Consider the following 24234-nt stretch of genomic DNA (forward strand, 5'->3'; position numbering starts at 1 on the left):
AACCTGACTGCGACGGGGTGCGCAACGAAATCGTAACAATTCGGGCGATAATGAACGCTTGCGCAGTGTCTCCCCTTTCTACCGCCCGGCTCGCGCAGGCCGCACGGATGCCTCCTCAAGAGCTCTCGATGCCTTCCCATACCGATTCCCGCCGTTCGTCGGGCATGTCGTCCTTTGTTTCTTTCCGTCGCCACCCGCTGGCCCTGGCCTGTGCCGGCCTGGCCCTGGTCGGCAGCTTCGGTGCCGCCGCGCAGGACAGCGCGCCGACCCCGACCGGTCTGGACACCATCACCGTGACCGCCGAACACCGAGAGCAGAACCTGCAGGAAGTGCCGGTATCGGTGGGCGTGGTGCAGGGCGAGCGCATGCGCGACTTCACCGCCGGCGGCGACGGGACCCTGCTGGCGCTGTCCGGCCGCGTGCCGAGCCTGTATGCGGAAACCACCACCGGCCGCATCTTCCCGCGCTTCTACATCCGCGGCCTGGGCAACATCGACTTCTACCTGGGTGCCTCGCAGCCGGTGTCGATCATCCAGGACGATGTGGTGCTGGAGCACGTGGTGCTGAAGTCCAACCCGGTCTATGACGTGGACCAGGTGGAAGTGCTGCGCGGCCCGCAGGGCTCGCTGTTCGGCCGCAACACCACCGCCGGCATCGTCAAGTTCGACACGATCAAGCCGAGCGAAGACTACAGCGGCCGCGTCAGCGCCAGCTATGCCAGCTACAACAGCGTCTCGATCGACGGCGGCTTCGGTGGCCCGATCAACGATGTCGCTGCGTTCCGCGTGTCGGCCCTGTACCAGCACCGCGACGACTACGTCGACAACACCTACACCGGCCCCAGCGCCGATGGCACGGTCAGCCCGAAGAAGAACGCCATGGGCGGCTTCGATGACCGCAACGTGCGCGCGCAGCTGCTGCTGACCCCGAGCGACCAGTTCTCGATCCTGGCCTCGGCCCACGCCCGCGATTACGAAGGCACCTCGACCCTGTTCCTGCGCAACGCGCTGACCAAGGGCTCGAACCAGACCGACGTGCCGCGCGACAAGGTCGCCTACGACGAAGCCGACAACAACCCGCAGGCCTACAAGACCTACGGCGGCTCGGTGAAGGCGCGCTATGACTTCGGCGCGGTCGACTTCACCTCGATCACCGCTTACGAAACCACCTCCGGCTACAGCCGTGGTGACACCGACGGCGGCGCAGCGGTGAACTTCCCGGTCAACGGCGTGCCGAACGGCTACGGCCAGTCGATGGGCCAGATCCGCGACCTTGACCAGTGGACCCAGGAATTCCGCCTGGCCAGCCACGATGACAACGCCCTGCAGTGGCAGGCCGGCGCGTTCTACTTCAACGGCAGCGATACCACCGATTTCTACCAGCGCGCGTGGTTCCTGCAGGGCGCGGCCCGCAACCCGAACAACTGGGTGCGCCTGCGCAACAAGAACACCTCCTGGGCCGGTTTCGGCCAGATCAGCTACGCCTTCACCGACAAGTTCAGCATCACCGCCGGCCTGCGCCAGACCAAGGACGAGAAGCACACCCGCCTGCTGAAGACCGCTGACACCGCTGCCGGCGTGGTCACCTACAAGGGCCGTACGGACGTGAAGATGTCCGATACCACCCCGAGCTGGGACCTGAGCGCGATGTACCAGTTCAACCCGAACGTGAGCGTCTACGCGAAGGTCGCCCGTGGCTTCCGCGGCCCGACCATCCAGGGCCGTTCGGCGGTGTTCAACGCCGACTTCACCACCGCCGATTCGGAAACGATCCTGTCGTGGGAAGCGGGCGTGAAGAGCAGCCTGTGGGACAACCGCCTGCGCCTGAACGCCACCGCGTTCACCTACACCGTCAACGACATCCAGCTCAACGGCAACGATTCGGACGGCAATGGCGTGCTGTTCAACGCAGACAAGGCCAAGGCGTACGGCTTTGAAGCCGACATGGAACTGCGCCCGATCCCGAACCTGACCCTGAGCGCCGGCGTCAGCCTGCTGCACAGCGAAGTGCAGGACAAGCGCGTGTATGCGCAGGTCTGCGCGCTGAACGGCGCGGTGGTGTGCACCGTGAATGACCCGACCATCAAGGTCGGTGCGAACACCTTCGCCCAGATCGACGGCAACCCGCTGCCGAACGCGCCGAAGTACAACGTGAACTTCGCTGCCCGTTACGACTTCCCGGTCAGCGATGCCGGCACGATGTTCGTGTCCACCGACTGGAACAAGCAGGGTTACACCAGCTTCGTCCTGTACGACAGCAAGGAATTCAACTCCAAGGGTGATTTCGAAGGCGGCCTGAAGCTGGGTTACTCCGGCAACTACGGTGCCTACGAAGTGGCGCTGTTTGCGCGCAACATCACCAACGAGAAGAACCTCAAGGGCGTGATCGAGAACTACATGGCCGCGGTCTACAACGAACCGCGCACCGTGGGTGTCTCGCTGAACATGAACTGGTAAGCGCTGGCGTCATGCAGCCACCGGCAACGCCCCGCACTGCGGGGCGTTGTCGTTTCCGCGGTGTGCGTGCTGAGCCAGTGCGGAGCGACGTGGTATGTTCGCCCGCCGTGTTGAATGGACATCGACCATGCTGAAGTCGCTGTATCACGCTTACGAAGACCCCGCCGTTGCACTCGCATTGCAGTCGGCGTGTGAGGCTCAGGTGGTCAGCTGGCGCTGGGCAACCGACTCAATGGGGTACGACGAGCCGTACATCAGCGAGATTGTCGGTGCGCGACCGTCACGCTGGGTACCAGATGCCAAGGCAGACGCGCGCAGGCATGTGCGCCACGGGTTGGATGCAGACGGGCGCATTGTGCTCGAGCGCGGCTCATCCGGCCGCACGTGGGTGTGGCTGTACCAGGGCGACTGCCGCTATTACATCGACTTCAGTAGCGGCGGCTATATCAGTGGCGTTTCGGAGTTCCGCGAGAGCAACGGACGCCTGCAGAGCCTGAAGCGGTTGGATGACAGCAGCAGCATCGACTCTACCTACGATTGGGACGGTGATCGGCTGCTGCGGACAGTGACCTGCAGCCGGCGCAGGGGCGAGCGTGTCGATTGGCGGCAGCATCTTTTCAGCTACACCGATGGCGGCCAGCTGGATTGCATCGTGCTTGAATACATGGACCGGTATCGCCGCCCCATCGGCCAGCAGGAGCGGATCTACCAGCGGCCACGCCCGGGCGAGACGCTGGCCACGGTCACCGCTGACGTCGAGCGCCTGCTGATCGAGGCGATTGCGGCCCAGCTGCCGCGCATCCCGCGCGATGAGCCGCTGTACTGCCTGCTGCTGTGCTTCACCGAAAGTGACTTCACTGCGGCCTGGCCGCCGTTCCTGGTGTGGGGCCGGCAGCCCTACCGCGAGGCGGTGCTGGCGCGTGGCGAGGACGTGGCCTACTACCTGTGGGCGCCGGATGAGATGCGTGGCGTGCAGGGCGATGCGCACGAGTGCTGGTTCGACGATGTTGCGCTGGTCGAGGCCTGCAAGCGGCATTCGCAGTACATGGAAATGCGCGGCAGCGATGCGTCGGCCAAGCGCGTGCTGAAGAACGTGGCGGCCTGGCTGGACGCACCCGAACGCCGCGCGCTGCTCGCAGCCACCGATGATTTCGTGGTGGCCGTGGCTGACAACACGGGGAGCATTGACCCGCTGCCCGGGCTGCGCCGGGCGATCGGGCCGGAGCGCTGGGGCCGGTTGAAGGAGCGCGGTTACGTCTGAGCGACAGTGCGGACGGCAGGGCCCAGGTAGAGTCGACTGTCAGTCGACTGCTCTGGGCGGTGCAGCCGAACACCCGCGCTGCGCGCGGTAGTCGACCAACGGTCGACTCTACCCAGCCGACCTCCGGTGAGGATCGCCGCAGCCCGGTAGAGTCGACTGTCAGTCGACTGCTCTGGGCGGTGCAGCCGGCCCCAACCAGCGCCGCGCAATCAACGCGCCGGCAGCAGTGCCTGCAGGCGCGCTTCCAGTTCCTGCTGGCGCCAGCCAGCCAGTGCGGCGGGCCATTGCCGACGCTCCAGGTAGCTTTCCAGGTGCTTGCGCGAGGCCAGCACGCCGTCGGCCAGGCCCAGCTCGCGGCTGCGCTCGGCCACCGCGTCCTGCAGCTTCTTCAGCAGCTGCTTGTTGGTATCGCTGGCCTGCATTGCCAGCGGTGCATCGGCTTCGTCGTCCAGCGCCGTGGACAGGGCCTGCCAGACCGCACCGGCCAGCTTGCGCGGTGCCTTCGGGAACTGCTCGAACAGCTTGCCCAGCGCCGCCTCGTCGGCCGGCGGCGTGCGCGCCAGGGTGGCGGCCAGCTCGTTGTCCAGGATCCAGCTGCGCGGGCGGTCGCTGCTGCGTGCCTGCATATCGCGCCAGCGCAGCAGGCGCAGCAGGCGGCGCTGGGCCGCGGCATCGAGGAACTGCGCCGCGCGCATGCCCAGGTGCGGCCAGCGCTCTTCATCGTTGGCCACGCTGGCCAGCAGGCGCTCGCCATCATCATGCAGCCACTGCTGGCGGCCCAGCGCCTGCAGCTTGCCGTCGATGGCGTCATGCAGCGCGAACAGGTGCTCGACGTCGTCGGCGGCGTATTGCAGCTGCGAATCGGACAGCGGCCGGCGCATCCAATCCGAGCGGGTTTCACCCTTGGCCAGGGCGACGCCGGTTATTTCCTGCACCAGCTTCTGGTAGCCCATGCCGGCACCGATGCCGGCCAGCGCTGCACCGATCTGGGTGTCGAACAGCGGCCGCGGCAGCACGCCGCAGGTCCACTTGAACGCCACCAGGTCTTCGCTGGCGCTGTGCATCACCTTGGTGATGGATTCGTCGGCCAGCCAGGGGGCCAGCGCTTCGGGCATGCCGGGAATCAGCGGGTCGATCAGCAGGATGTCATTGCCGACGGCCATCTGCACCAGCGCAAGCTGCGGCCAGAAGGTGCGTTCACGGATGAATTCGGTGTCCAGGCCGATGCGGCTCGGGCGCTGCTGGCGGTACGTGTCCAGCTCGGCGGGGGTGGTGATCCAGGTTGCCACGTGTCAGGGCCTACTACTCGGGTTTGCTCAGGCAGGGGAGAATAGCCTAACGTCGGTCCGCATCCGTGTTGAAGGAGCCCCCGCTTGCGTTTTCCGCTGTCGTCCGCGCTGTGCACCGCCCTGGCCGTTGCCCTGGCCGGCTGCACGCCGCCGCCCCCGGTGCCCGCCAGCGGGGCCGATGAGGAGCGTCCGGCGCAGGCCCAGCCCGCGGACGCGCCGGGGCAGGGCACCGTCACCATCGCCGATGACGATGCGGCCGAGGACATCCAGCAGTGGACGCCGCCCCGCGTGGACCGGCAGCAGCGCAGCCAGGCGCAGCTGCGCCGTGCTGCCGGGCAGGCCTTCGCCCGCGACCACCTGTACGAGGATGCCGACGCAGCCATCCCGCTGTGGCTGGCGGTGCAGGAGGAGGATCCGGACGATCGCCAGGCCCGCGACGGCCTGCAGCGAGCCCGGCAACGCCTGCTGCAGCAGGCCGACGCGCTGCTGGCGCGGCCGCTGAAGCAGCGCGAGGCACTGGCCGAAGCCAGCCGGCAGGCGCTGGTGCTGCTGACCCTGGCGCCGAAGGACGACAAGGTGCGCGCGCTGCAGGGCCGGGTGGAGACCGCGCAGCGCGTGGTGGCCTACAACCGTGCCGGTGAGGATGACCTGCGTGCCGACCGCATCGGCGAGGACGGCGACGGCGCCATTCCCAATTTCCGCGAAGCGCTGGCCCTGGACAAGGACAACCGGCGTGCGCGGCAGGGCCTCGCGGCGGCGGAGAGTGGGTTGATCCGTCGTGCCGAGGACGCCGCGCGTGCGCGCGACTTCGCCAGTGCCGGTGCCTGGCTGGCCGAGGCCAGCAAGGTGCGCGATTCCTCGCCGACCATCGCCGATGCCTTCGAGCGCATCGAACAGATCCGCGCCTCGGCGCTGGTGCAGCTGCGTGACGGAGGGCTGCGCGACCTGACCACGCCGCAGGGCCTGAAGCCGGCGCGCGAGAAACTGGCCGAAGCGCTGCGCATCGCCCTGCCGGGTGACCCGGTGGTGGCGCAGCTGCGCGAGCGCATCGACCTGGCCACCCATTACGGCAGCTTCCGCCCCGGCCAGGTGTTCAGCGATGCACTGCGTGACGGCGGCCGTGGCCCGCAGATGATCGTGGTGCCGCATGGCGGCTTCCAGATGGGCGCCGGTGATACCGAGCCCGGTGCCACCGACGCCGAGCGGCCCTCGCACTACGTGCGCTTCGAGCGCGGCTTTGCGATGGCCATCACCGAAGTGACCGTGAGCGACTTCGAGCGCTATGTGAAGGCGACCAGCGCCCGCCCGCGCGCGACCCGGCGCGGCCATTCGGTGGTCTACGACGAGCGCAGCGGCAACTTCATCCGCCGCAGCGGCGTGGACTGGCGCTCGGATTACGACGGCAGCCGGGCAATGGGCAATTCGCCGGTGATGCACGTGAGCGTGCGCGACGCCGAGAACTACGCTACGTGGCTGTCCGAGCAGACCGGCCGTTCCTACCGCCTGCCCAGCGAGGCCGAGTTCGAGTACGCGATGCGGGGCGGCAACAGTGGCCGCTACCCCTGGGGCGATGCCGGCCTGCCGCCGGAAGGCAATGGCAACTACACCGGCAGCCGCGATGTCTCGCCCTCGGGCCGGCACTGGCAGAACGCCTTCGTCGGCTACGGCGATGGCTGGTGGGGCCCGGCACCGGTGGCCACCTTCCAGGCCAATGCCTTCGGCCTGCATGACCTGTCCGGCAACCTCAGCGAGTGGGTGGCCGACTGCTGGCATGCCAGCTACCGGCGCGCCCCGTCCGATGGCGCGGCGTGGTTCAACCCGGGCTGCCGCTCGCGGGTCATCCGTGGCGGCAACTGGGCCAACGCACCGGAACAGACCCGCGCCGCCTGGCGCCAGCCGCAGGATTCGGACACCACCAGCGCGCGCATCGGCTTCCGCCTGGTGCGCGGCATCTGATCCCGCAGCGGCTTCACCCGCCCTGGGCGGCGGCGCACTAAGATTGCGCCGTGCCCGCCGGCCGGCGGGGTCTGCTGGAAGGCCTGTCGATGCGCAACGATCCCTTTTCCCGCTCGCCGCAACAGGGCCCCCGGCGCGGCCTGTTCGGCAACATCCGCTGGTGGGTGCTGGTGCTGGCGGCCGGCTATGCGGCGTTCTACTGGTTTTCCAACCGCTCGGTCGACCCCTACACCGGCGAGAAGGTGCTGATCGACAGCACCCTGGATGCCAGCCAGGAAAAAGCACTGGGCCTGCAGGCGTACCAGGAGATCCTGTCGCAGGAGCGGCCGCTGGATCCGAACGCGCAGATTTCGCGCGACATCCGCGCCATCGCGCAGCGCCTGATCGCCAAGGTGGACGTGGTGGAGACCGCGTTGGCGCAGGAGCACGGCGTGCAGCCGGGGCACTTCTCGCGTGATTTCGACTGGGAGGTCAACGTCATACAGTCCGACCAGGCCAACGCGTTCTGCCTGCCGGGCGGCAAGATGGCGGTGTACACCGGCCTGGTGCCGGTGGCGCGCACCACCGATGCGATGGCGGTGGTGATGGGCCATGAGATCGCCCATGCGTTGCTGCGCCATGGTGCGCAGCGCATGGCGCAGCAGAAGCTGACGCAGATCGGGCAGATGGCGGGCGCGGCCAGCGGCATGGATGCGCAGCAGCAACAGATGATGATGTCGGCGATGGGCTATGGCTATCTGCTGCCGTATGCGCGCAGCCACGAGACCCAGGCCGATGAGGTGGGGCTGATGCTGGCGGCGGCGGCATGCTTCGACCCGCGCGAGGCGGTGCCGTTGTGGGAGCGGATGGGGCAGGCCAGTGGCGGGCAGTCGCCGCCGGAGTTTTCCTCGACCCATCCCAACCCGGGCACCCGGATCCAGAACCTGCAGGCGCTGATGCCGAAGGCGCTGGAGTACCGGCAGAAGTTCTGCGAGCAGGCGAAGTAGGGGGGGTGTTTTGCAGGGCTTGCAGCCCTGCACCTGCTCAATCAACGTCAACGTCAAGAGCCGGCACCCCGCCTTCGACAGTTTCCTGCGAGCTGTTGGAACGGCGTTCTGCTTTGGTAGGTGCCGACCGTTGGTCGGCACCTACCAACAGCCGCAGTTGCCAGTAGATCCACGCCATGCGTGGATGATTCATTCGATATCTGACAGATGTGCCGACCAACAGCCGCAGTTGCCAGTAGATCCACGCCATGCGTGGATGAATTCATTCGATATCCAACAGATGTGCCGACCAACGGCCGGCACCCACCAACAGCCGCCGCTCCGCCATCCCACGGAATGCCGCTCTTGATCTTGAGGTTGCCGGCCAGCGGCCGGCACTACCGCAGGTGCAGGGCTGCAAGCCCTGCCGAACAACCCCTTACTTGACCAGCACGTCGATCACGCCGTCACCGACGCGCGCCTGCAGGGCATCCCCCGGCTGTACCTGCCCGACCTGACGCACCAGCGTGCCGTCATCACGGCGGGTCAGGATGCTGTAGCCACGTGCCACCGTCGCCAGCGGGCTCACCGCCTCCAGCGAACGCGCCAGCCCACGCAGCCGCAATGCGTCCCGTTGCAGCAAGCGCTGCAGCGCCGCCTGCGGGCGGCCGCGCAGGGCGGCCAGGCGCCGCTGCATCTCGTCCAGCTGGCGCTGCGGATGGTGACCGCGCAGGATTGCTGCTGCGTGGCGCAGGCGCGCCGCACGGCGCTCCTGCTGCTGGTTGAATGCTGCATGCAGGCGCCGGCCCAGGTCGAGCTGGCGGCGACGCAGCAGGTCCAGGCGCGCCTGCGGGCTCTGTGCGTTCAGGCGCAGCAGGGCGCGGTCGGCGCGCTGCATCGCCTGCTGCATCGTGTGCCGCTGCAGCTGCACCATGCGCGCGGCGGTGCGGCGCAGGCGCAGGGCCAGTTCGCGCTGGTCGGGCACCAGCAGTTCGGCGGCCACCGACGGCGTCGGCGCGCGCAGGTCGGCGGCGAAATCACTCAGGCTGAAGTCGGTTTCGTGACCCACCGCCGACACCACCGGCGTACCGCTGGCGGCGATCGCGCGGGCCAGTGCCTCGTCGTTGAAGGCCCACAGATCCTCCAGCGAGCCACCGCCGCGGGTCAGCAGGATCACGTCGTAACGACCACTGGCATCGGCGGCCTGCAGCAGGCGGGTGATCTGCGCGGCGGCCGTGCTGCCCTGGACCAGGGTCGGCAGCAGGTCCACTTCAAGCAGCGGGAAACGGCGGGCCAGCACGCTCAGCACGTCGCGCACGGCGGCGCCGGTGGGCGAGGTGATCACCGCCAGGCGCTGCACGTGCGCCGGCATCGGCCGCTTGCGTGCCGGGTCGAACAGGCCCTCGGCCTCCAGGCGTGCCTTCAGTTCCTCGAAGGCGCGGCGCAGCGCACCTTCGCCGGCTTCCTCCATGTGGTCCAGCACCATCTGGTACTCGCCACGGGCGTCGTACAGGGTCACCTTGCCGCGCACCAGCACGCGCATGCCTTCGCGCGGCACGAACTTCAGGTACTGCGCCTTCATCCGGAACATGGCAGCGCGCAGCTGCGCGCGTGCGTCCTTCAGGGTGAAGTACAGGTGCCCGGACGCGGGGCGGGCCACGCTGCCCAGCTCGGCTTCGACCCAGATCGCCGGGAAGCTGCCTTCCAGCAGGTCGCGGGCCAGGGTGTTGAGCTGGCTGGGGGTGAGGACGTCGTTGTTCCGTGGCTGCATGGGTACGGCGGAGGGCGGGCGGAGCAGGGCGCTCAGGATCGCACGTCAGCGCGCGCCGTGCTGGGCCAGCGCCCATTGCACGTGCTCACGCACCAGCGGCGAAGGATCGTCGACGCGGGTATGCAGGGCGGCCAGCGCCTCGGCCGAGGCCGGTGCATTGCCCAGGGCCACCGCGATGTTGCGCAGCCAGCGTTCATGGCCACTGCGGCGGATCGGGCTGCCTTCGGTGCGGCGCAGGAACTCGGCCTCGTCCCAGGCGAACAACTGGTCCAGGCGCGCGGTATCGAGGTTGTTGCGCGCACGGAAATCCGCCTCGTCGGTGCGCTTGGCGAACTTGTTCCAGGGGCAGACCAGCTGGCAGTCGTCGCAGCCGTAGATGCGGTTGCCGATCAGGGGCCGCATGTCTTCGGGGATGGCGCCGTCGTGCTCGATGGTGAGGTAGGAAATGCAGCGTCGTGCATCCAGCCGCTGCGGGCCGATGATGGCCTGGGTGGGGCAGATGTCGATGCAGCGCGTGCAGGTGCCGCAGTGGGCGGTGGCAGGCGCATCGATCGGCAGCGGGATGTCGATGTAGATCTCGCCGATGAAGAACCAGGAGCCGCCGTGGCGGTCGATCAGGCAGGTGTGCTTGCCGATCCAGCCCAGCCCGGCATTGCGCGCCAGCGCGCGTTCCAGCACCGGTGCCGAATCGACGAATACGCGGTAGCCCAGCGGCGCCACTTCATCGTTGATCTGCGTGGCCAGCTTCTGCAGGCGGTTGCGCATCAGCTTGTGGTAATCGCGGCCCAGTGCATAACGCGCGACGTAGGCGCGGCCCGGGTCGGCGAGGGTGGCCCAGGCTTCGGTGTCGTCCTTGTGGCTGTAATCCATGCCCACCGATATCACCCGCACGGTGCCGGGCAGCAGCTCGGCCGGGCGTGCGCGCAGGGTGCCGTGGCGGGCCATCCAGTCCATCGTGCCGTACAGGCCCTTGCCCAGCCAGTCGGCCAGGTGCGCCTCATCCTCGCCCAGCTCGATGCCGGCGATGCCACAGCGCTGGAAGCCGTGCGCGCGGGCCAGTTCACGGATGCGCGAGACGGCCTGGGCCGGATCGAGGGGGGCGGGGACGGGGAACATGCGCACCAGTATAAAATCCCGGCATGCCCGATCTCTCCCTTCTCTTCGATTCCGCCGCTGCACGCACGCTGGATGCACGCGCGTCCGCGCTGGCCGGCGACGACGGCTGGGGCCTGATGTCCCAGGCCGGTCTGGCCGCGTGGCAGTGCCTGCTGCAGCAATGGCCCGATGCCCGCCAGCTGTGCGTGGTGACGGGCAGTGGCAACAACGGGGGCGATGGCTACGTGCTGGCGACGCATGCCCTGCAGTCAGGCCGGCAGGTGCGCCTGTTCGCGCTGGCCGGGAAGCCGCCGGCCACGGTGCTGGCCCGGCAGGCAGCCGCAGCGTTCACCGACGCAGGTGGCCAGGTGGAAACCGTGGACGGCGCGCTTCCGGCGTGCGACCTGCTGGTGGATGCGTTGTTCGGGCTGGGGCTGGACCGCGCACCGGAAGGTGATGCCCGCGCGCTGATCGAGGCGATCAACGCCCAGGATGCGCCGGTGTTTGCGCTGGATGTGCCCAGTGGCGTGGACGCCGATCGCGGCCAGGTGCCCGGCGTGGCGGTACGCGCGCAGGTGACCCTGCAGTTCATCGCCAACCACCGGGGCCTGTTCACCGGTGGCGCGCTGGACCATGTCGGCCAGCGCCGGCTTGCGCCGCTGGAGCTGGATGACGCGGCCTGGGAAGAGGTGAGCGCCAGCGCACAGCGCTGGGCGGCCGATCGCCTGCCGCGCCTGCTGCCGCCGCGCCGTGCCAATACCCACAAGGGAGAATCCGGCCACGTGCTGTGCGTGGGGGGCAACCACGGCAGTGGCGGCGCCATCGCCCTGGCCGCCGAGGCCGGCCTGCGCGCCGGTGCCGGCCTGCTCAGCATCGGCACCCGTGGCGACCACGTCGGCCCGCTGCTGGCGCGGCTGCCGGAGGCGATGGTGCACGCGCTGGAAGACGGCGACGTGCTGCCGAACCTGCTGGACAAGGCCCGTGTCGTGGCGATCGGCCCCGGGCTGGGCCAGGACGACTGGGCCCGCGCCCTGTTTGCCCGCGTGCTGGCCTGTGGCAAGCCGCTGGTGATTGATGCCGATGCGCTGAACCTGCTGGCCCGCGACCCACGCGCGCTGCCCGATGCCATCCTGACCCCGCACCCGGGCGAGGCCGCGCGGCTGCTTGAATGCACGACGGCCGAGATCCAGGCCGACCGCTACCGCTGCGCACAGGCGCTGGCCGAGCGCTACCACGCGGTGGTGGTGCTGAAGGGGGCGGGCAGTATCGTGGCCGCCCCGGGCCAGACCCCGCGCCTGATTGCCGCCGGCAACCCCGGCATGGCCGTGGGCGGCATGGGCGACCTGCTCACCGGCATCATCGCCAGCCTGCGCGCGCAGGGCCTGGATGCCTTCGACGCCGCCGCGTGCGGTGCCCTGCTGCATGCGCTGGCCGGCGATGCCGCCGCCCTCGATGGCGCACGCGGCCTGCTCCCTACTGATCTGCTGGCGCCCCTGCGGCGGCTGGCCAACCCGGAACTGCCGCAATGACTGAATTCTTCCTGGCCGACAGCGAAGCCACCGAACTGCTGGGCCAGTGGCTGGCCGCCACCCGTCCGCCGCAGGCGCTGGTCGAGCTGCGGGGCGATCTCGGCGCCGGCAAATCCACCACCGCACGCGCACTGCTGCGTGCATTGGGCGTGCAGGGCGCGATCCGCAGCCCGACCTACACCCTGGTCGAGCGCTACCCGCTGGCCAGCGGTGGCGAAGCGTGGCACCTGGACCTGTACCGCATCGGCCAGGCGGGCGAACTGGATTTCCTTGGCCTGGACGAGGGCAGCGCGGTGCTGTGGCTGGTCGAATGGCCCGAGCGCGGCGCCGGCGCCCTCCCGCCCACCGATCTGGTGGTGGCGCTGGAGATCGAGGGGCAGGGCCGACGCGTCCGTCTCACTGGGGCCAGCGACGCCGGGCGTGAATGGCTCGGTCGGCTTCCCGATGGGGGCGACTTGCAGGCCATTTCTGTGGGCTGACGAGAACAAACACCGGCAGGTTACGGATTATTAAGGAAAAAGGTGTTGCATTCCGTTCAGCGGGGTGATTGAATCCTGACCATGCGCCTGGGGAACCGTCTCATCGCCATCTGTGCCGCCGTCGGACTGGGTCTGGCGAGCGTCTGCGCGTGGGCCGGTGAGGTCCGCCAGGTCCAGCTGAACACCGGCGCGACCGGCACCCGTGCGGAAATCTCACTGGTTGGCAGCGGCGGCTACAAGACCCTGTCGCTGTCCTCGCCGAACCGCCTGGTGATCGATTTCCCCGATTCCAGCGCCGTGCACAACCTGAAGATGCCGGCCGCGCAGGGCGTGGTCACCGCTGTCCGTACCGGACAGCCGGTTCCGGGCACTTTCCGTGTCGTCTTCGACCTGGCCGCATCGGTGGCGCCGTTCCGCCCGCAGATGCAGCGCGAAGGCAACGAATCCCGGCTGGTGATCGAATGGCCGGGCGATGGTCCAGCCACCGCCGCCAGCCGTGCCGCGCCTGCGGCCGCTGCTCCCGTCGCCCCGTCCACCGCCAGTACGGCCGCCGCACAGACGGCGCAGTCGCGTGGCGATGCCGCCCGTGCAACTGCGCTGTTGACCGCGCAGGTACAGCAGCAGGCCAGCGCTACCGCCGCTGCACCGGTTGCGCCGGCACCGGCCCCGACCACCACCCCGGCCCAGGTGGCCGCTGCGGGCATCAGTGCCGGCAGCACGCCGCCGCCGTCTTCGTCGTCTTCGCCGGCCGCGATCCTTGCCGGCCAGCCGACCCGTACCGTGGTGGCCGCCGCACCGGCGCCGACGCCTGCGCCCGCCGCTGCGCCGGCCGAAGCACCGCGACCGGCCATGCCCAGCGATGCCTCGCGCATCCGCATGCAGCCAGGCATGCGCCACCTGGTGGTGGCCATCGATCCGGGTCATGGCGGCCAGGATCCGGGCGCGATCGGCCCGACCGGCAAGCGCGAGAAGGACGTCACCCTGGCGGTGGCACGTGAACTGGCCCGCCAGGTCAACGCCACGCCGGGCCTGAAGGCCTACCTGACCCGCGACAGCGACGTGTTCATCCCGCTGCCGATGCGTGCGCAGAAGGCGCGCGCGAACAAGGCCGACATCTTCATTTCGATCCATGCCGACGCCGCCGAGAACCGTTCGGCCACGGGTTCGTCGGTGTACGTGCTGTCCACCAAGGGCGCCTCTTCGCAGCGCGCACGCTGGCTGGCTGACAAGGAAAACGCGGCCGACCTGGTTGGCGGCGTGCGCCTGCAGCAGACCGAAGGCACCCTGGCCAACGTGCTGCTGGACCTGGCCCAGAGCGGCTACATGAAGGCGTCCGAAGACGCGGCCGGCCACGTGCTGGGCGGCCTGAAGCGGATCGGCAACAACCACAAGCCAAACCTCGAGCGCGCCAACTTCGCCGTGCTGCGCACTTCGGACATGCCGGCGATGCTGGTGGAAACCGCCTTCATCTCCAACCCGGACGAAGAGCGCCGCCTGATCGACCCGGCCTACCAGCGCAAGGTCGCTGGCGCGGTGCTCGATGGCGTGCACACCTTCTTCAGCCGGCAGCCGCCGCCGGGCACGCTGTATGCAGCCCGCGCCCAAGCCGAGATCGACGCCGCCGCGACCATGGCCGGCGGCAGCAAATAACCCGCGGATCGAGCGGTCGGTAGCGCCGGGCCGCGCCCGGCGGACGTGTGCCTCCGTTATCATCCCCGCATGACGTCTGCTACCCATCCGCGCCCGATCCGGCCGTTGCCGGAAATCCTCATCAACCAGATCGCTGCCGGCGAAGTGGTCGAGCGGCCCGCGTCGGTGGTCAAGGAGCTGGTCGAGAATGCCATCGATGCCGGCGCCAGCCGCGTGGACATCGATCTGGAGGAGGGCGGTGTGCGCCTCATCCGCATCCGCGACAACGGCAGTGGCATCGCCCCCGAGCAGCTGCCATTGGCCGTCTCGCGGCACGCCACCAGCAAGATCGCCGACCTCGACGACCTCGAATCGGTGGCCACCCTTGGCTTCCGCGGCGAAGCACTGCCGTCGATCGCCTCGGTCAGCCGCTTCACCCTGGCCTCGCGCCGCGCGCATGACGAGCACGGCTCGGCGCTGCAGATCGAAGGCGGCAAGATCGGCGAAGTGACCCCGCGTGCGCATGCACCGGGCACCACCGTGGAAGTGCGTGAGCTGTTCTACAACGTGCCGGCGCGGCGCAAGTTCCTGCGTGCCGAGCGCACTGAAATGGGCCACATCGAAGAGTGGCTGCGCTCGCTGGCGCTGGCCCGCCCCGATGTCGAGCTGCGCGTCTCGCACAACGGCAAGGCCTCGCGCCGCTACAAGCCCGGCGACCTGTATTCCGATGCGCGCCTGGCCGAGACCCTCGGCGAGGACTTCGCCAACCAGGCCGTGCGCGTGGACCACACCGGTGCCGGCCTGCGCCTGCATGGCTGGATCGCGCAGCCGCATTATTCGCGGGCCAGCGCCGACCAGCAGTACCTGTACGTCAATGGCCGTTCGGTGCGCGACCGCAGTGTCGCCCATGCGGTGAAGATGGCTTACGGCGACGTGCTCTACCACGGCCGCCAGCCGGCCTACGTGCTGTTCCTGGAACTGGACCCGACCCGGGTGGACGTCAACGTGCACCCGGCCAAGCACGAAGTGCGCTTCCGCGATTCGCGGCTGGTGCACGACTTCGTCTACCGCACCTTGAAGGATGCGCTGGCCGACACCCGTGCCGGCGTTTCCGCACAGGAGATCGGCGCCGGTCCGGCCCATCCTGCCGATGCCGGCAGCGCGCCGATGCCGTCCAGCGCGGGAGCGTCGGGCTTTGGCCTGGTGCGCGGCGCGGCCCCGGGATCGGGCGGTAGTGGTGGCGGTTTCTCTGGTTGGCGCCCGCAGCAGCCGCTGGGCCTGCAGGTCGCCGATGCGCCCGCCGCCTATGCCGCACTGTATGCCGCGCCCGGTGCAGGCGAACGCAGCAGTGCGCTGCCGCCGATGCCGAGCGAGAACGGCCTGCCGGTGACCAGTGCCGACGCCGGCGTGCCGCCGTTGGGCTACGCCATCGCGCAGCTGCATGGCATCTACATCCTGGCCGAGAACGCCGAAGGCCTGATCGTGGTGGACATGCATGCCGCCCACGAGCGCATCGGCTACGAACGCCTGAAGAACGCACATGATGGCATCGGCCTGCAGTCGCAGCCGTTGCTGGTGCCGATCACGTTGGCCGTGGGCGAGCGCGAGGCCGACACCGCCGAAGCCGAGGCGGAGACGCTGTCCGCGCTCGGTTTCGAGGTCACCCGTGCCGGCCCCGGCGCGCTGCACGTGCGCAGCATTCCCGCGCTGCTGGCCAACGCCGAGCCGGAAGGCCTGCTGCGCGACGTGCTGACCGACCTGCGCGAGCATGGCCAGAGCCGGCGCATCGCCAGTGCGCGCGACGAGCTGCTGTCGACCATGGCCTGCCACGGCGCCGTGCGCGCCAACCGGCGCCTGACCGTGCCGGAAATGAACGCGCTGCTGCGCGACATGGAAATCACCGAGCGCTCGGGCCAGTGCAACCACGGGCGACCGACCTGGGCACGTTTTTCGCTGGCGGAGATCGACCGCTGGTTCCTGCGCGGCCGTTGAGCGGCGCAACATCGAGGGAGCATCCATGCGTTATCGGGGAGTGGGCGGACTGCTGGTCGCCTTGTTGCTGGCCGCCTGCAGCCCGTCACCGGAGCCTGTGGCGGTGGTGAAGGACGATCCGGCGTTCGCGGCCGCGCAGCAGCAATGGCGCGTGCAGCGCTATGAAGACCTCACCCGGCCCGACGGCTGGACGGCGCTGGTCGGCCTGCACTGGCTGCAGTACAAGTCGCACTTCATCGGCAGCGGCGCCAGCAGCGGCATCCGCCTGGGCGTGGGCCCGGACAAGCTGGGCCTGCTGCGGCGCGAGGGCGACCAGTGGTGGTTCAGCCCCGAAGCCGGCGTGGATGTCAGCCAGGACGGCCAGCCGGTACGTGGCCGCGTGCGCATGAACACCGACAAGGATCCGGCGCCCACCGTGCTCGCCTTCGATGGCGGCAAGGGCCATCTGAGCATCATCCGGCGCGGCCCGCGCGATGCGCTGCGGGTGAAGCATGCCGACGCCGCGGCGCGCCGCGATTTCGCCGGCCTGCAGTACTGGCCAGGCGGTGCCGGCTGGCAGGTGCAGGCACGTTTCATCGCCCATCCCGCTGGCAAGACCCTGCCGATCGTGGACATCACCGGCCTGACCACCGAAATGCCCAATGCCGGCGCGGTGGAATTTGAACGCGACGGGCGCAGCTGGCGCCTGGAAGCGATCGGCGCGCCGGGCGAGCCCCTGTTCCTGGTCTTTGCCGACCGCACCAGCGGCCACGGCAGTTACCCGGCCGGGCGCTACCTGGACATCGATGCACCGGCCGCCGATGGCAGCGTGCGCATCGATTTCAACCACGCCTACAACCCGCCCTGTGCGTTCACCCCGTATGCGACCTGCCCGTTGGCACCGCCGGAAAACCGGCTGGACCTGCGCGTGGACGCTGGTGAGAAGGCGTATCACCTGCCTGAAGGAGAAGGCTGACCATGTCGATCAGATCATTGTTGCGCGGTGCCGTGCTGTTGCTGGCCTGCGCGGTCGCTCCCCTGGCCGCCGCCCGCGCCGCACCGGCCGAAGCGCCGGCCGCCAAGCCGCCGGTGCCGTTACTGTGGAAGGTGACCGGCCCGGGCGATGCCCGCGTCTACCTGCTTGGCTCGTTCCACCTGCTCAAGCCCACCGATTACCCCTTGTCGGCCGATGTCGAGCAGGCCTTCACCGCGTCCAAGCGCGTGCTGTTCGAAGTGTCGCCGGAGGAAATGGAATCGACCCAGGCCGCCACCCAGATGGTGCAGACCGCCATCCGCCGCGATGGCAGTGAACTGAAGCGTGACCTGGATGATGCCACCTGGCAGAAGCTGCAGGCCTATGCCACGCAGAACAAGCTGCCCCTGGCGCAGCTGCAGGGCATGAAGAGCTGGTTCGTCGCGCTCAACATCACCATCGGCCAGATGCAGAAGATGGGCCTGGATGCGAACCTCGGCCTGGACCGCTATTTCATGGCGCAGGCAAAGAAGGCAGGCAAGCAGACCGGCGGGCTGGAGGACATGCAGAGCCAGATCAACCTGCTCGATGGCATGAGCCTGCAGGAGCAGCGGCAGATGATGGCCGAAGCGCTTGACCAGGCCGAGAAGGGCGATGCGCAGTCGCTGATGCTGCACGACGCCTGGCGGCGTGGCGATGACCGCCTGCTGTGGAACAAGATGGCGGTGGAAATGCGCCAGCAGTACCCGCAGCTCTACCAGCGCATCAACACCGCGCGCAACGATGCCTGGGTGCCCAAGCTGCTGCCGTACCTGCAGGATGGCCAGGGCGGCACGCTGGTGGTGGTCGGTGGCCTGCACCTGCTGGGCAGCGACGGCGTTGTGGAAAAGCTGAAGGCCAAGGGCTACAAGGTCGAGCGCGTGTGCACGGGGTGCAAGCCGAAGCGTTGAGGGTAGAGTCGACCGTTGGTCGACTGCTTTTCGGTCGGATGGCGGAAATGCCCGCGCTTCGCGATAGTCGACCAACGGTCGACTCTACCCGCTGGGATGCCGGCATCCAAAACAAAACGGCGCGCCACAGGGCGCGCCGTCTTCGTTTCGGGCTGGGCGGTGGCCTCAGCGCCGGGTCTTGCCGCCGGTGCCGGTGCCGGTACCCGGCTCGTTCGGCTTGGTGCCGGTGCCGGTGCCCGTACCGCCGGGGCGCGGGCCGCCGAAGCCGGTGCCCATGTTGCGCTGGAATTCCTGCCAGAGCTCCAGGTTGCGTTCGGTCAGCTGGTTCATCATCGCCCACGGGGTCTGGCCCAGCAGGTTGCCCATCTGCTGGCGGAACTGCTGCTGCTGGTCGAGGAAGACCTGCATGCTGCGCTCCAGGTAGTTGCCCATGAAGCCCTGCAGCGAATCGCCGTAGAAGCGGATCAGCTGGCTCAGCAGCTGGGTGGACAGCATCGGTTCGCCGTCCTGTTCCTGGTCGGCGATGATCTGCAGCAGGACCGAACGGGTCAGGTCATCGCCGCTCTTGGCGTCGCGGACCTCGAAGTCTTCACCGTCAAGTATCAGCTGGCGCACATCCTCTATGGTGATGTAGCTGGAAATTTCGGTGTCGTAGAGACGGCGGTTCGGATACTTCTTGATGATGCGGGTCGCAGCCATGAAGCGGTCACTCGTCACTGTAGATGTGCAGCATGGCGCAGTGCACAAGCCTTGGCAACCGCCGCAGCCCCCGCCGGGCTTGGGTTTCACGCCCGATCATGTTGCGCAGCAAGGGTTTGCGTGCTGCGCAGCATGACCAACGGCAGGGGGCCTTCGCTTGCCCGCTGCCGGTGCCTGCGCGGCCTTACCAGCCCATGTGGTGGCCGCCGTTGATGTCCAGGTTGCTGCCGGTGATCCAGGCGGCCTCGTCAGCCACCAGGAAGGACACGCCGTAGGCGATTTCCTCCGGCTTGCCCAGGCGCCCGGTGGGGATGTCGGCGATGATCTTGGCGCGCACTTCCTCCGGCACCGCCATCACCATGTCGGTGGCCACGTAGCCCGGCGAGATCGTGTTGACGGTGATGCCGAAGCCGGCGTTCTCGCGCGCCAGGGAGATGGTGAAGCCGTGCATGCCGGCCTTGGCCGCGGCGTAGTTGGCCTGGCCATACTGGCCCTTCAGGCCGTTGATCGAGCTGATCTGGATGACCCGGCCCCAGCCGCGGCGGCGCATGCCTTCAATGACCGGGCGGGTGACGTTGAACACCGAATTGAGGTTGGTGTTGATCACGTCGTGCCACTGGTCCGCGCGCATGCGGTGGAAGGTGGTGTCGCGGGTGATGCCGGCGTTGTTGACCAGGATCTCGACCGGGCCCAGCTCGGCTTCAACCGCGCGGATCAGCGCTTCGGCGCTGTCCGGGTCGGACACATCGCCGGGGAAGATCGACACGTTGTAGCCGCGTTCGGTCATGGCCTGCTGCCAGGCGCGGGCCTTGGCCTCGTCGCGGTAATTGGTGGCGACCCGGTGGCCCTGGTCGGCCAGGCGTTGGCAGATGGCGGTGCCGATGCCGCCGGTTCCGCCGGTGACCAGTGCGACGCGAGAAGTCATGGAATGCTGTCCGGGTTTCAGGTGGGGGAAGGGGGATTCTGCAACATCGGCGCGGAAAGTGCGCCCGGTGGCAGCAGGATGTCGCTGCGTGGCAGCCGCTGGGGGTCGAAGGCCCGGCGCGCGGCGGCCAGCAGCGCGTGTACCTCGCCGATGCCCTCCAGCGCAGCCGGCGCCTGGCCCAGCAGCTGCCACAGCTGGCGCAGCACCGGTACCGGCCGCGCGCTGTCCACCGGCAGCGCGGCCAGCGATTTGGACAGCTTGTGGCCGGGCGCATCCAGCAGCAGGGGCAGGTGCCAGTAGCGCGGCACTGCCAGCCCCAGCGCCTGCTGCAGCAGGATCTGCCGTGCGGTGGAATCGAGCAGGTCGGCGCCGCGCACCACTTCGGTGACGCCCTGCGCGGCGTCGTCCACCACCACGGCCAGCTGGTAGGCCCAGCAGCCATCGGCGCGGCGCAGCACGAAATCGCCGACGTCAGCGTGCACATCCTGGGTCTGCAGGCCGCGCAGGCCATCCTCGAACTGCACCACGCTGCCCGGTGGCACGCGGAAGCGGACGGCGGGGTCCGGTCGCGGTTGCCGCGCCACGCAGCGATGGTGGATGCCGCCGTTGGCGGCCACTTCGCTGCGGCTGCAGTGGCAGACGAAGGCCAGGCCACTGGCCAGCAGTACGTCCAGCGCGGCCTGGTAGGCATCGCCGCGTCCGCTCTGCCAGAGCACCTCGCCGTCGTGGTCCAGGCCGAAGGCGGCGAGCGCCTGCAATTGTGACTGCGCCGCGCCGGCGACTGTGCGGGGTGGATCGACATCCTCGATGCGCAGCCGCCACAGGCCGCCGTGATGGCGCGCAAGCAGCCAGCTGCCGAGGGCGGCGAGCAGGGAACCGGGGTGCAGCAGGCCGGTGGGCGAGGGCGCAAAGCGGCCGCAGGGAATAGGCGAGGTCATGCTGGCTGAATCGTCGGTCAGGTTGGCGCTTGAATTCAAGCTGACTGCACCGCAAATTGGCAGATATCGACCCCTTCCGAGCCGGAATTTCCCATGTTTACCCGCATTGCCCTCTTCCTGGCCACCAACCTTGCGGTGCTGATCCTCGCCGGCATCGTGATGTCCATCCTGGGCGTGGACTCCCGTTCGATGAGCGGCCTGCTGGTCATGGCCGGCATCTTCGGCTTTGGTGGTTCCTTCATCTCGCTGCTGCTGTCCAAGTGGATGGCCAAGCGTTCCACCGGCGCGGTGGTCATCACCGAACCGCGCAACCCGACCGAGCGCTGGCTGCTGGCCACCGTCGAGCGCCAGGCCAAGGCGGCCGGCATCGGCATGCCCGAAGTGGCCGTGTATGACGGTCCGGAAATCAACGCGTTCGCCACCGGTGCCAACCGCAACAACGCGCTGGTGGCGGTGTCCACGGGCCTGCTGCACAACATGAGCGAAGACGAGGCCGAAGCGGTGCTGGGCCACGAGATCGCCCACGTCGCCAACGGTGACATGATCACCATGGCGCTGCTGCAGGGCGTGCTGAATACCTTCGTGATCGTGCTGGCCCGCGTGGTCGGCGGCGTCATCGACAGCGCGCTGTCGGGCAACCGCGAAGGCGGCGGCCGTGGCTTCGCCTACTTCATCATCGTGTTCGTGCTGGAGATGGTGTTTGGCCTGTTCGCCACGATGATCTCGATGTGGTTCTCGCGCCATCGCGAGTTCCGCGCCGACGCTGGCGGTGCCTCGCTGGCCGGCCGCCAGAAGATGATCGCCGCGCTGGAGCGCCTGCAGCTCAACCACGGCCAGAGCACGCTGCCGACCCAGATCGCAGCCTTCGGCATTGCCGGTTCGACGGCGAAGAAGCTGTTCATGAGCCACCCGCCGCTGGAAGAGCGCATCGCCGCGCTGCGCGCTTCGACTGCCGCGTAAGCGTCGGGCTGAACCTGGAAACACGAACGCCCGGCCTTGTGCCGGGCGTTTTTGTCTGCGGCGCTGGCAATGCGCCCGTGCTAACGTCCCAGCGCCGCATACCGGCAATGCTCAAGGACAGAGATCCATGCGATACGCCAGGGTTTGGCTTCCGTTGCTGTTGGTGGCAAGCGCATCGGCCGCTGCGCGTGACAAGGGGCCGGATGGCCCGTCGCCGCCGTTTCCGCCCTCCATGCATTCGTTCTGCCCCGAATTGATCAGGGACAGCGAGCGGTACGGCGTCATCAGCCTGCGCCACGCGGGCAAGCGCGGCGGCAACGTGATGACCGTGGAGACCTGGAACAACGTTCCCTGGCAGCACCGCTATCTGCTGGCGCATTGCGCGGCCTACGTGCTGACCGGCAGCAGCGATGCACCCCCCGCGGGGTTGCGCATCATCGACAAGCGCTCCGGCAAGGTGCAGGCGGTGCTCGACGAGCAGGGCTTCCGCGATATCGATCCCTGAACGCAGAAGCAGTCGAGCATGGCTCGACTCTACAAAGCGTGCGCGGCACAAACAGAAACGGCACCCTCGCAGGTGCCGTTTCAGTGAGCCGCGCTGCCTGGACGCTTAGAACTTCGCGTCGAACTCGGCGGCGTAGCCGGTGTTGACCAGCACCTTCTGCAGCGACTCGGCCACCTTCAGGTTGCCGGCGACGACCTGCTGGGTGTCCGGGCCACGGTTGTCCATGCGGGCCAGGGTCGCGCCCTTGAAGTCGCAGACCTTGCCGCCGGCTTCGCGGACCAGCAGCACGCCAGCGGCGATGTCCCAGGCCTTCACGCCGGCTTCGAAGTAGGCGTCGGCGCGGCCACAGGCCACGTAGGCCAGGTCCAGGGCGGCCGAACCGCTGCGGCGGATGTCCTCGGCCTGCACCAGCAGGGCGTCGACGGCCTTCAGCTGGGCGCTGGCACGGGCGCGCTCACGCGGGGCGAAGCCGGTGTGGATCATGGTGCCGCCCAGGTCCTTGCGGTCGGCCACGCGGATGCGGCGGTCGTTGAGCACGGCACCGGCGCCACGGCTGGCGGTGAACAGTTCATTGCGCAGCGGATCGAAGATGACCGCGTCGGTCGGCTCGCCGTTCTCGACCAGGGCGATCGACACGCAGTAGTGCGGCACGCCGCGCAGGTAGTTGCTGGTGCCGTCCAGCGGGTCGATGACCCACATGTTGCGGTGGCCACCCTGCACGCCGCCTTCTTCGCCGAACACGCCGTACTCGGGGTAGGCGCGCTTGAGTTCCTTGACGATCACCTTTTCAGCGTCGGCATCGACTTCGCTGGCGTAATCCATCCGGCCCTTCTGCACCACATTGAGCGCCTCGAGCTTGTTGATGTTGCGCAACAGGACGTTGCCGGCGAGGCGGGCGGCCTTGACCATGACGGTGACGGCGGGTTTCTGCATGGCGTGGGCTCCCGGAAAGGCAGAAGAGGTAGGGCTGGCGGGGGAAAAGAGCGGGTCCGGCGCAGTGGCCGGCCGCACAGTTTACCATTGGTCTTCGTCCAGCTCGACATTTCCCTGTTCATGTCCCAGTTTTCCGCCGCCACCCGCCTCCGATTCGTCCTGGTCGGGACCCAGCACCCCGGCAACATGGGCGCTGCCGCCCGTGCCCTGAAGACCATGGGCCTGGCCCGCATGGTCCTGGTCGCCCCCGAGAAGCCGCTGGACGAGGAGGCCTTCCGCCGCTCGGCCGGTGCCGAAGACGTGCTCGGCGACGCCCCGGTGGTGGCCACCCTGGCCGAAGCCGTCGCCGACTGCACCCTGGTGCTGGGCTGCACCGCGCGTGCGCGCCGCGTCCAGCTGGAGGAATACCTGCCGTCCGACGCCGCCGCCCGGGCCGTGGCCAAGGCCAGCGAGGGCGCCGAAGTGGCCCTGGTGTTCGGCCGTGAGCGCACCGGCCTGACCAACGAAGAGCTGCAGCTGTGCCATGCGGCGGTGCATATCCCGTCCGACCCGGCGTTCAGCTCGCTCAACCTGGCGGCCGCCGTGCAGGTGCTGGCCTATGAAACGCGCATGCAGCTGCTGGGCACGCAGCCGGCGGTGGAGGCCGAGGCCGCTTCCCGTGAACCGGTGGCCAGCCATGAGCAGATGGAGAGCTTCTTCGCCCAGCTTGGCGACACCTTGGACGAGATCGATTTCCACAAGGGCCGTGCGCCCGAATCGGCCATGCGCAAGCTGCGCCGCCTGTTCCTGCGCAGCGAGCCGAGTGAACAGGAAGTGCGCCTGCTGCGCGGCATCCTGGCCGATGCCCAGCGCATGGCGCGGCTGGCCGGGAACCACGGCAAGGAAGGCTGACGACGTTCTCATTTTTTCGGGTAGTCTGTCTGGATACCCTGGGGGGATGATGCTTGTGT

At 68.6% G+C, this 24234-nt stretch carries 21 protein-coding genes; 13 read left to right on the forward strand and 8 right to left on the reverse strand.

Annotated features, from left to right (window positions below; genetic code table 11):
• Positions 1–128: 128 nt before the first annotated feature.
• The gene (locus QMZ26_RS16500; RefSeq protein WP_283222081.1) at positions 129–2456 is read left to right on the forward strand and encodes a TonB-dependent receptor; all 2328 of its coding nucleotides are present in this window, start codon (positions 129–131) and stop codon (positions 2454–2456) included.
• A gap of 127 nt (positions 2457–2583) precedes the next feature.
• The gene (locus QMZ26_RS16505) at positions 2584–3717 is read left to right on the forward strand and encodes a hypothetical protein (protein WP_283222082.1); all 1134 of its coding nucleotides are present in this window, start codon (positions 2584–2586) and stop codon (positions 3715–3717) included.
• A gap of 209 nt (positions 3718–3926) precedes the next feature.
• Here the strand turns inward: QMZ26_RS16505 and rnd are convergent, their stop codons facing one another.
• Positions 3927–5006 carry a ribonuclease D gene (gene rnd / locus QMZ26_RS16510; RefSeq protein ID WP_283222083.1) on the reverse strand — a complete coding sequence of 360 codons (1080 nt, stop codon included), beginning with the start codon at positions 5004–5006 and terminating at the stop codon, positions 3927–3929.
• A gap of 84 nt (positions 5007–5090) precedes the next feature.
• Here rnd and QMZ26_RS16515 point away from each other — a divergent pair, with 84 nt between their 5' ends.
• Positions 5091–6962 carry a formylglycine-generating enzyme family protein gene (locus QMZ26_RS16515; protein WP_283222084.1) on the forward strand — a complete coding sequence of 624 codons (1872 nt, stop codon included), beginning with the start codon at positions 5091–5093 and terminating at the stop codon, positions 6960–6962.
• 89 nt (positions 6963–7051) lie between these two features.
• Positions 7052–7948, forward strand: coding sequence for a M48 family metallopeptidase (locus QMZ26_RS16520; RefSeq protein WP_283222085.1), 897 nt, complete (start codon positions 7052–7054; stop codon positions 7946–7948).
• A 37-nt stretch (positions 7949–7985) separates the two neighbouring features.
• On the opposite strand, the gene QMZ26_RS16525 is transcribed toward QMZ26_RS16520, so the two are convergent.
• From QMZ26_RS16525 to queG, 3 genes are all read right to left on the reverse strand, one after another.
• On the reverse strand, positions 7986–8198 hold the full coding sequence (locus QMZ26_RS16525) for a hypothetical protein (RefSeq protein WP_283222086.1): 213 nt from the start codon (positions 8196–8198) through the stop codon (positions 7986–7988).
• 168 nt (positions 8199–8366) lie between these two features.
• The gene (gene xseA / locus QMZ26_RS16530; RefSeq protein WP_200733063.1) at positions 8367–9698 is read right to left on the reverse strand and encodes an exodeoxyribonuclease VII large subunit; all 1332 of its coding nucleotides are present in this window, start codon (positions 9696–9698) and stop codon (positions 8367–8369) included.
• A 45-nt stretch (positions 9699–9743) separates the two neighbouring features.
• Positions 9744–10814 carry a tRNA epoxyqueuosine(34) reductase QueG gene (queG, locus tag QMZ26_RS16535; protein WP_283222087.1) on the reverse strand — a complete coding sequence of 357 codons (1071 nt, stop codon included), beginning with the start codon at positions 10812–10814 and terminating at the stop codon, positions 9744–9746.
• A gap of 23 nt (positions 10815–10837) precedes the next feature.
• Here queG and QMZ26_RS16540 point away from each other — a divergent pair, with 23 nt between their 5' ends.
• The 6 genes from QMZ26_RS16540 (at position 10838) to QMZ26_RS16565 (ending at position 18324) form a co-directional block, all read left to right on the forward strand.
• Entirely contained in the window at positions 10838–12322 is a 1485-nt protein-coding gene (locus tag QMZ26_RS16540; RefSeq protein WP_283222088.1) for an NAD(P)H-hydrate dehydratase, read from the forward strand.
• Complete coding sequence (gene tsaE / locus QMZ26_RS16545; protein ID WP_108747055.1) at positions 12319–12801, forward strand: tRNA (adenosine(37)-N6)-threonylcarbamoyltransferase complex ATPase subunit type 1 TsaE; 483 nt, start codon at positions 12319–12321, stop codon at positions 12799–12801. Before QMZ26_RS16540 ends, tsaE begins: the two co-directional genes overlap by 4 nt.
• Before the next feature lie 81 nt (positions 12802–12882).
• Positions 12883–14451, forward strand: coding sequence for an N-acetylmuramoyl-L-alanine amidase (locus QMZ26_RS16550; protein ID WP_283222089.1), 1569 nt, complete (start codon positions 12883–12885; stop codon positions 14449–14451).
• A gap of 69 nt (positions 14452–14520) precedes the next feature.
• Positions 14521–16422, forward strand: coding sequence for a DNA mismatch repair endonuclease MutL (gene mutL / locus QMZ26_RS16555; protein ID WP_283222090.1), 1902 nt, complete (start codon positions 14521–14523; stop codon positions 16420–16422).
• A gap of 25 nt (positions 16423–16447) precedes the next feature.
• Complete coding sequence (locus tag QMZ26_RS16560; RefSeq protein WP_283222091.1) at positions 16448–17377, forward strand: DUF1684 domain-containing protein; 930 nt, start codon at positions 16448–16450, stop codon at positions 17375–17377.
• Positions 17378–17379: 2 nt separating this feature from the next.
• A complete protein-coding gene (locus QMZ26_RS16565; RefSeq protein ID WP_283222092.1) occupies positions 17380–18324 on the forward strand; it encodes a TraB/GumN family protein in 945 nt (314 codons plus the stop codon).
• A gap of 165 nt (positions 18325–18489) precedes the next feature.
• Here QMZ26_RS16565 and phaR read toward each other — a convergent pair whose 3' ends face one another.
• The 3 genes from phaR to gluQRS form a co-directional block, all read right to left on the reverse strand.
• Positions 18490–19023 carry a polyhydroxyalkanoate synthesis repressor PhaR gene (gene phaR / locus QMZ26_RS16570; protein WP_079222543.1) on the reverse strand — a complete coding sequence of 178 codons (534 nt, stop codon included), beginning with the start codon at positions 19021–19023 and terminating at the stop codon, positions 18490–18492.
• A gap of 184 nt (positions 19024–19207) precedes the next feature.
• Positions 19208–19948: an acetoacetyl-CoA reductase gene (phbB, locus tag QMZ26_RS16575; RefSeq protein ID WP_079222542.1), complete on the reverse strand. Its 741-nt coding sequence runs from the start codon at positions 19946–19948 to the stop codon at positions 19208–19210.
• Between the two features lie 17 nt (positions 19949–19965).
• Complete coding sequence (gene gluQRS / locus QMZ26_RS16580; protein WP_283222107.1) at positions 19966–20886, reverse strand: tRNA glutamyl-Q(34) synthetase GluQRS; 921 nt, start codon at positions 20884–20886, stop codon at positions 19966–19968.
• Between the two features lie 93 nt (positions 20887–20979).
• Between gluQRS and htpX the strand changes: the two genes are divergently transcribed.
• Entirely contained in the window at positions 20980–21846 is an 867-nt protein-coding gene (gene htpX, locus QMZ26_RS16585) for a protease HtpX (RefSeq protein ID WP_200733057.1), read from the forward strand.
• Positions 21847–21973: 127 nt separating this feature from the next.
• On the forward strand, positions 21974–22351 hold the full coding sequence (locus tag QMZ26_RS16590; RefSeq protein WP_283222093.1) for a hypothetical protein: 378 nt from the start codon (positions 21974–21976) through the stop codon (positions 22349–22351).
• 105 nt (positions 22352–22456) lie between these two features.
• Here QMZ26_RS16590 and QMZ26_RS16595 read toward each other — a convergent pair whose 3' ends face one another.
• Positions 22457–23284 (reverse strand): inositol monophosphatase family protein, encoded by an 828-nt coding sequence (locus tag QMZ26_RS16595; RefSeq protein ID WP_079222538.1) that lies wholly within the window; start codon positions 23282–23284, stop codon positions 22457–22459.
• Between the two features lie 120 nt (positions 23285–23404).
• Here QMZ26_RS16595 and QMZ26_RS16600 point away from each other — a divergent pair, with 120 nt between their 5' ends.
• Complete coding sequence (locus QMZ26_RS16600; RefSeq protein ID WP_283222094.1) at positions 23405–24175, forward strand: RNA methyltransferase; 771 nt, start codon at positions 23405–23407, stop codon at positions 24173–24175.
• Positions 24176–24234: the final 59 nt, after the last annotated feature.

Origin of the sequence: Stenotrophomonas sp. PFBMAA-4, from assembly GCF_030053215.1 — a bacterium.
GTDB lineage: Bacteria > Pseudomonadota > Gammaproteobacteria > Xanthomonadales > Xanthomonadaceae > Stenotrophomonas.

Excerpts from the sequence above, each read along its gene's own strand:
- QMZ26_RS16500 (WP_283222081.1), top strand. The coding sequence starts at position 129 with ATGCCTTCCCATACCGATTCCCGCCGTTCGTCGGGCATGTCGTCCTTT.
- QMZ26_RS16505 (WP_283222082.1), top strand. The coding sequence starts at position 2,584 with ATGCTGAAGTCGCTGTATCACGCTTACGAAGACCCCGCCGTTGCACTC.
- QMZ26_RS16520 (WP_283222085.1), top strand. The coding sequence starts at position 7,052 with ATGCGCAACGATCCCTTTTCCCGCTCGCCGCAACAGGGCCCCCGGCGC.
- QMZ26_RS16525 (WP_283222086.1), bottom strand. The coding sequence starts at position 8,198 with ATGGCGTGGATCTACTGGCAACTGCGGCTGTTGGTCGGCACATCTGTC.
- xseA (WP_200733063.1), bottom strand. The coding sequence starts at position 9,698 with ATGCAGCCACGGAACAACGACGTCCTCACCCCCAGCCAGCTCAACACC.
- queG (WP_283222087.1), bottom strand. The coding sequence starts at position 10,814 with ATGTTCCCCGTCCCCGCCCCCCTCGATCCGGCCCAGGCCGTCTCGCGC.
- QMZ26_RS16540 (WP_283222088.1), top strand. The coding sequence starts at position 10,838 with ATGCCCGATCTCTCCCTTCTCTTCGATTCCGCCGCTGCACGCACGCTG.
- tsaE (WP_108747055.1), top strand. The coding sequence starts at position 12,319 with ATGACTGAATTCTTCCTGGCCGACAGCGAAGCCACCGAACTGCTGGGC.
- QMZ26_RS16550 (WP_283222089.1), top strand. The coding sequence starts at position 12,883 with ATGCGCCTGGGGAACCGTCTCATCGCCATCTGTGCCGCCGTCGGACTG.
- mutL (WP_283222090.1), top strand. The coding sequence starts at position 14,521 with ATGACGTCTGCTACCCATCCGCGCCCGATCCGGCCGTTGCCGGAAATC.
- QMZ26_RS16560 (WP_283222091.1), top strand. The coding sequence starts at position 16,448 with ATGCGTTATCGGGGAGTGGGCGGACTGCTGGTCGCCTTGTTGCTGGCC.
- QMZ26_RS16565 (WP_283222092.1), top strand. The coding sequence starts at position 17,380 with ATGTCGATCAGATCATTGTTGCGCGGTGCCGTGCTGTTGCTGGCCTGC.
- phaR (WP_079222543.1), bottom strand. The coding sequence starts at position 19,023 with ATGGCTGCGACCCGCATCATCAAGAAGTATCCGAACCGCCGTCTCTAC.
- phbB (WP_079222542.1), bottom strand. The coding sequence starts at position 19,948 with ATGACTTCTCGCGTCGCACTGGTCACCGGCGGAACCGGCGGCATCGGC.
- gluQRS (WP_283222107.1), bottom strand. The coding sequence starts at position 20,886 with ATGACCTCGCCTATTCCCTGCGGCCGCTTTGCGCCCTCGCCCACCGGC.
- htpX (WP_200733057.1), top strand. The coding sequence starts at position 20,980 with ATGTTTACCCGCATTGCCCTCTTCCTGGCCACCAACCTTGCGGTGCTG.
- QMZ26_RS16590 (WP_283222093.1), top strand. The coding sequence starts at position 21,974 with ATGCGATACGCCAGGGTTTGGCTTCCGTTGCTGTTGGTGGCAAGCGCA.
- QMZ26_RS16595 (WP_079222538.1), bottom strand. The coding sequence starts at position 23,284 with ATGCAGAAACCCGCCGTCACCGTCATGGTCAAGGCCGCCCGCCTCGCC.
- QMZ26_RS16600 (WP_283222094.1), top strand. The coding sequence starts at position 23,405 with ATGTCCCAGTTTTCCGCCGCCACCCGCCTCCGATTCGTCCTGGTCGGG.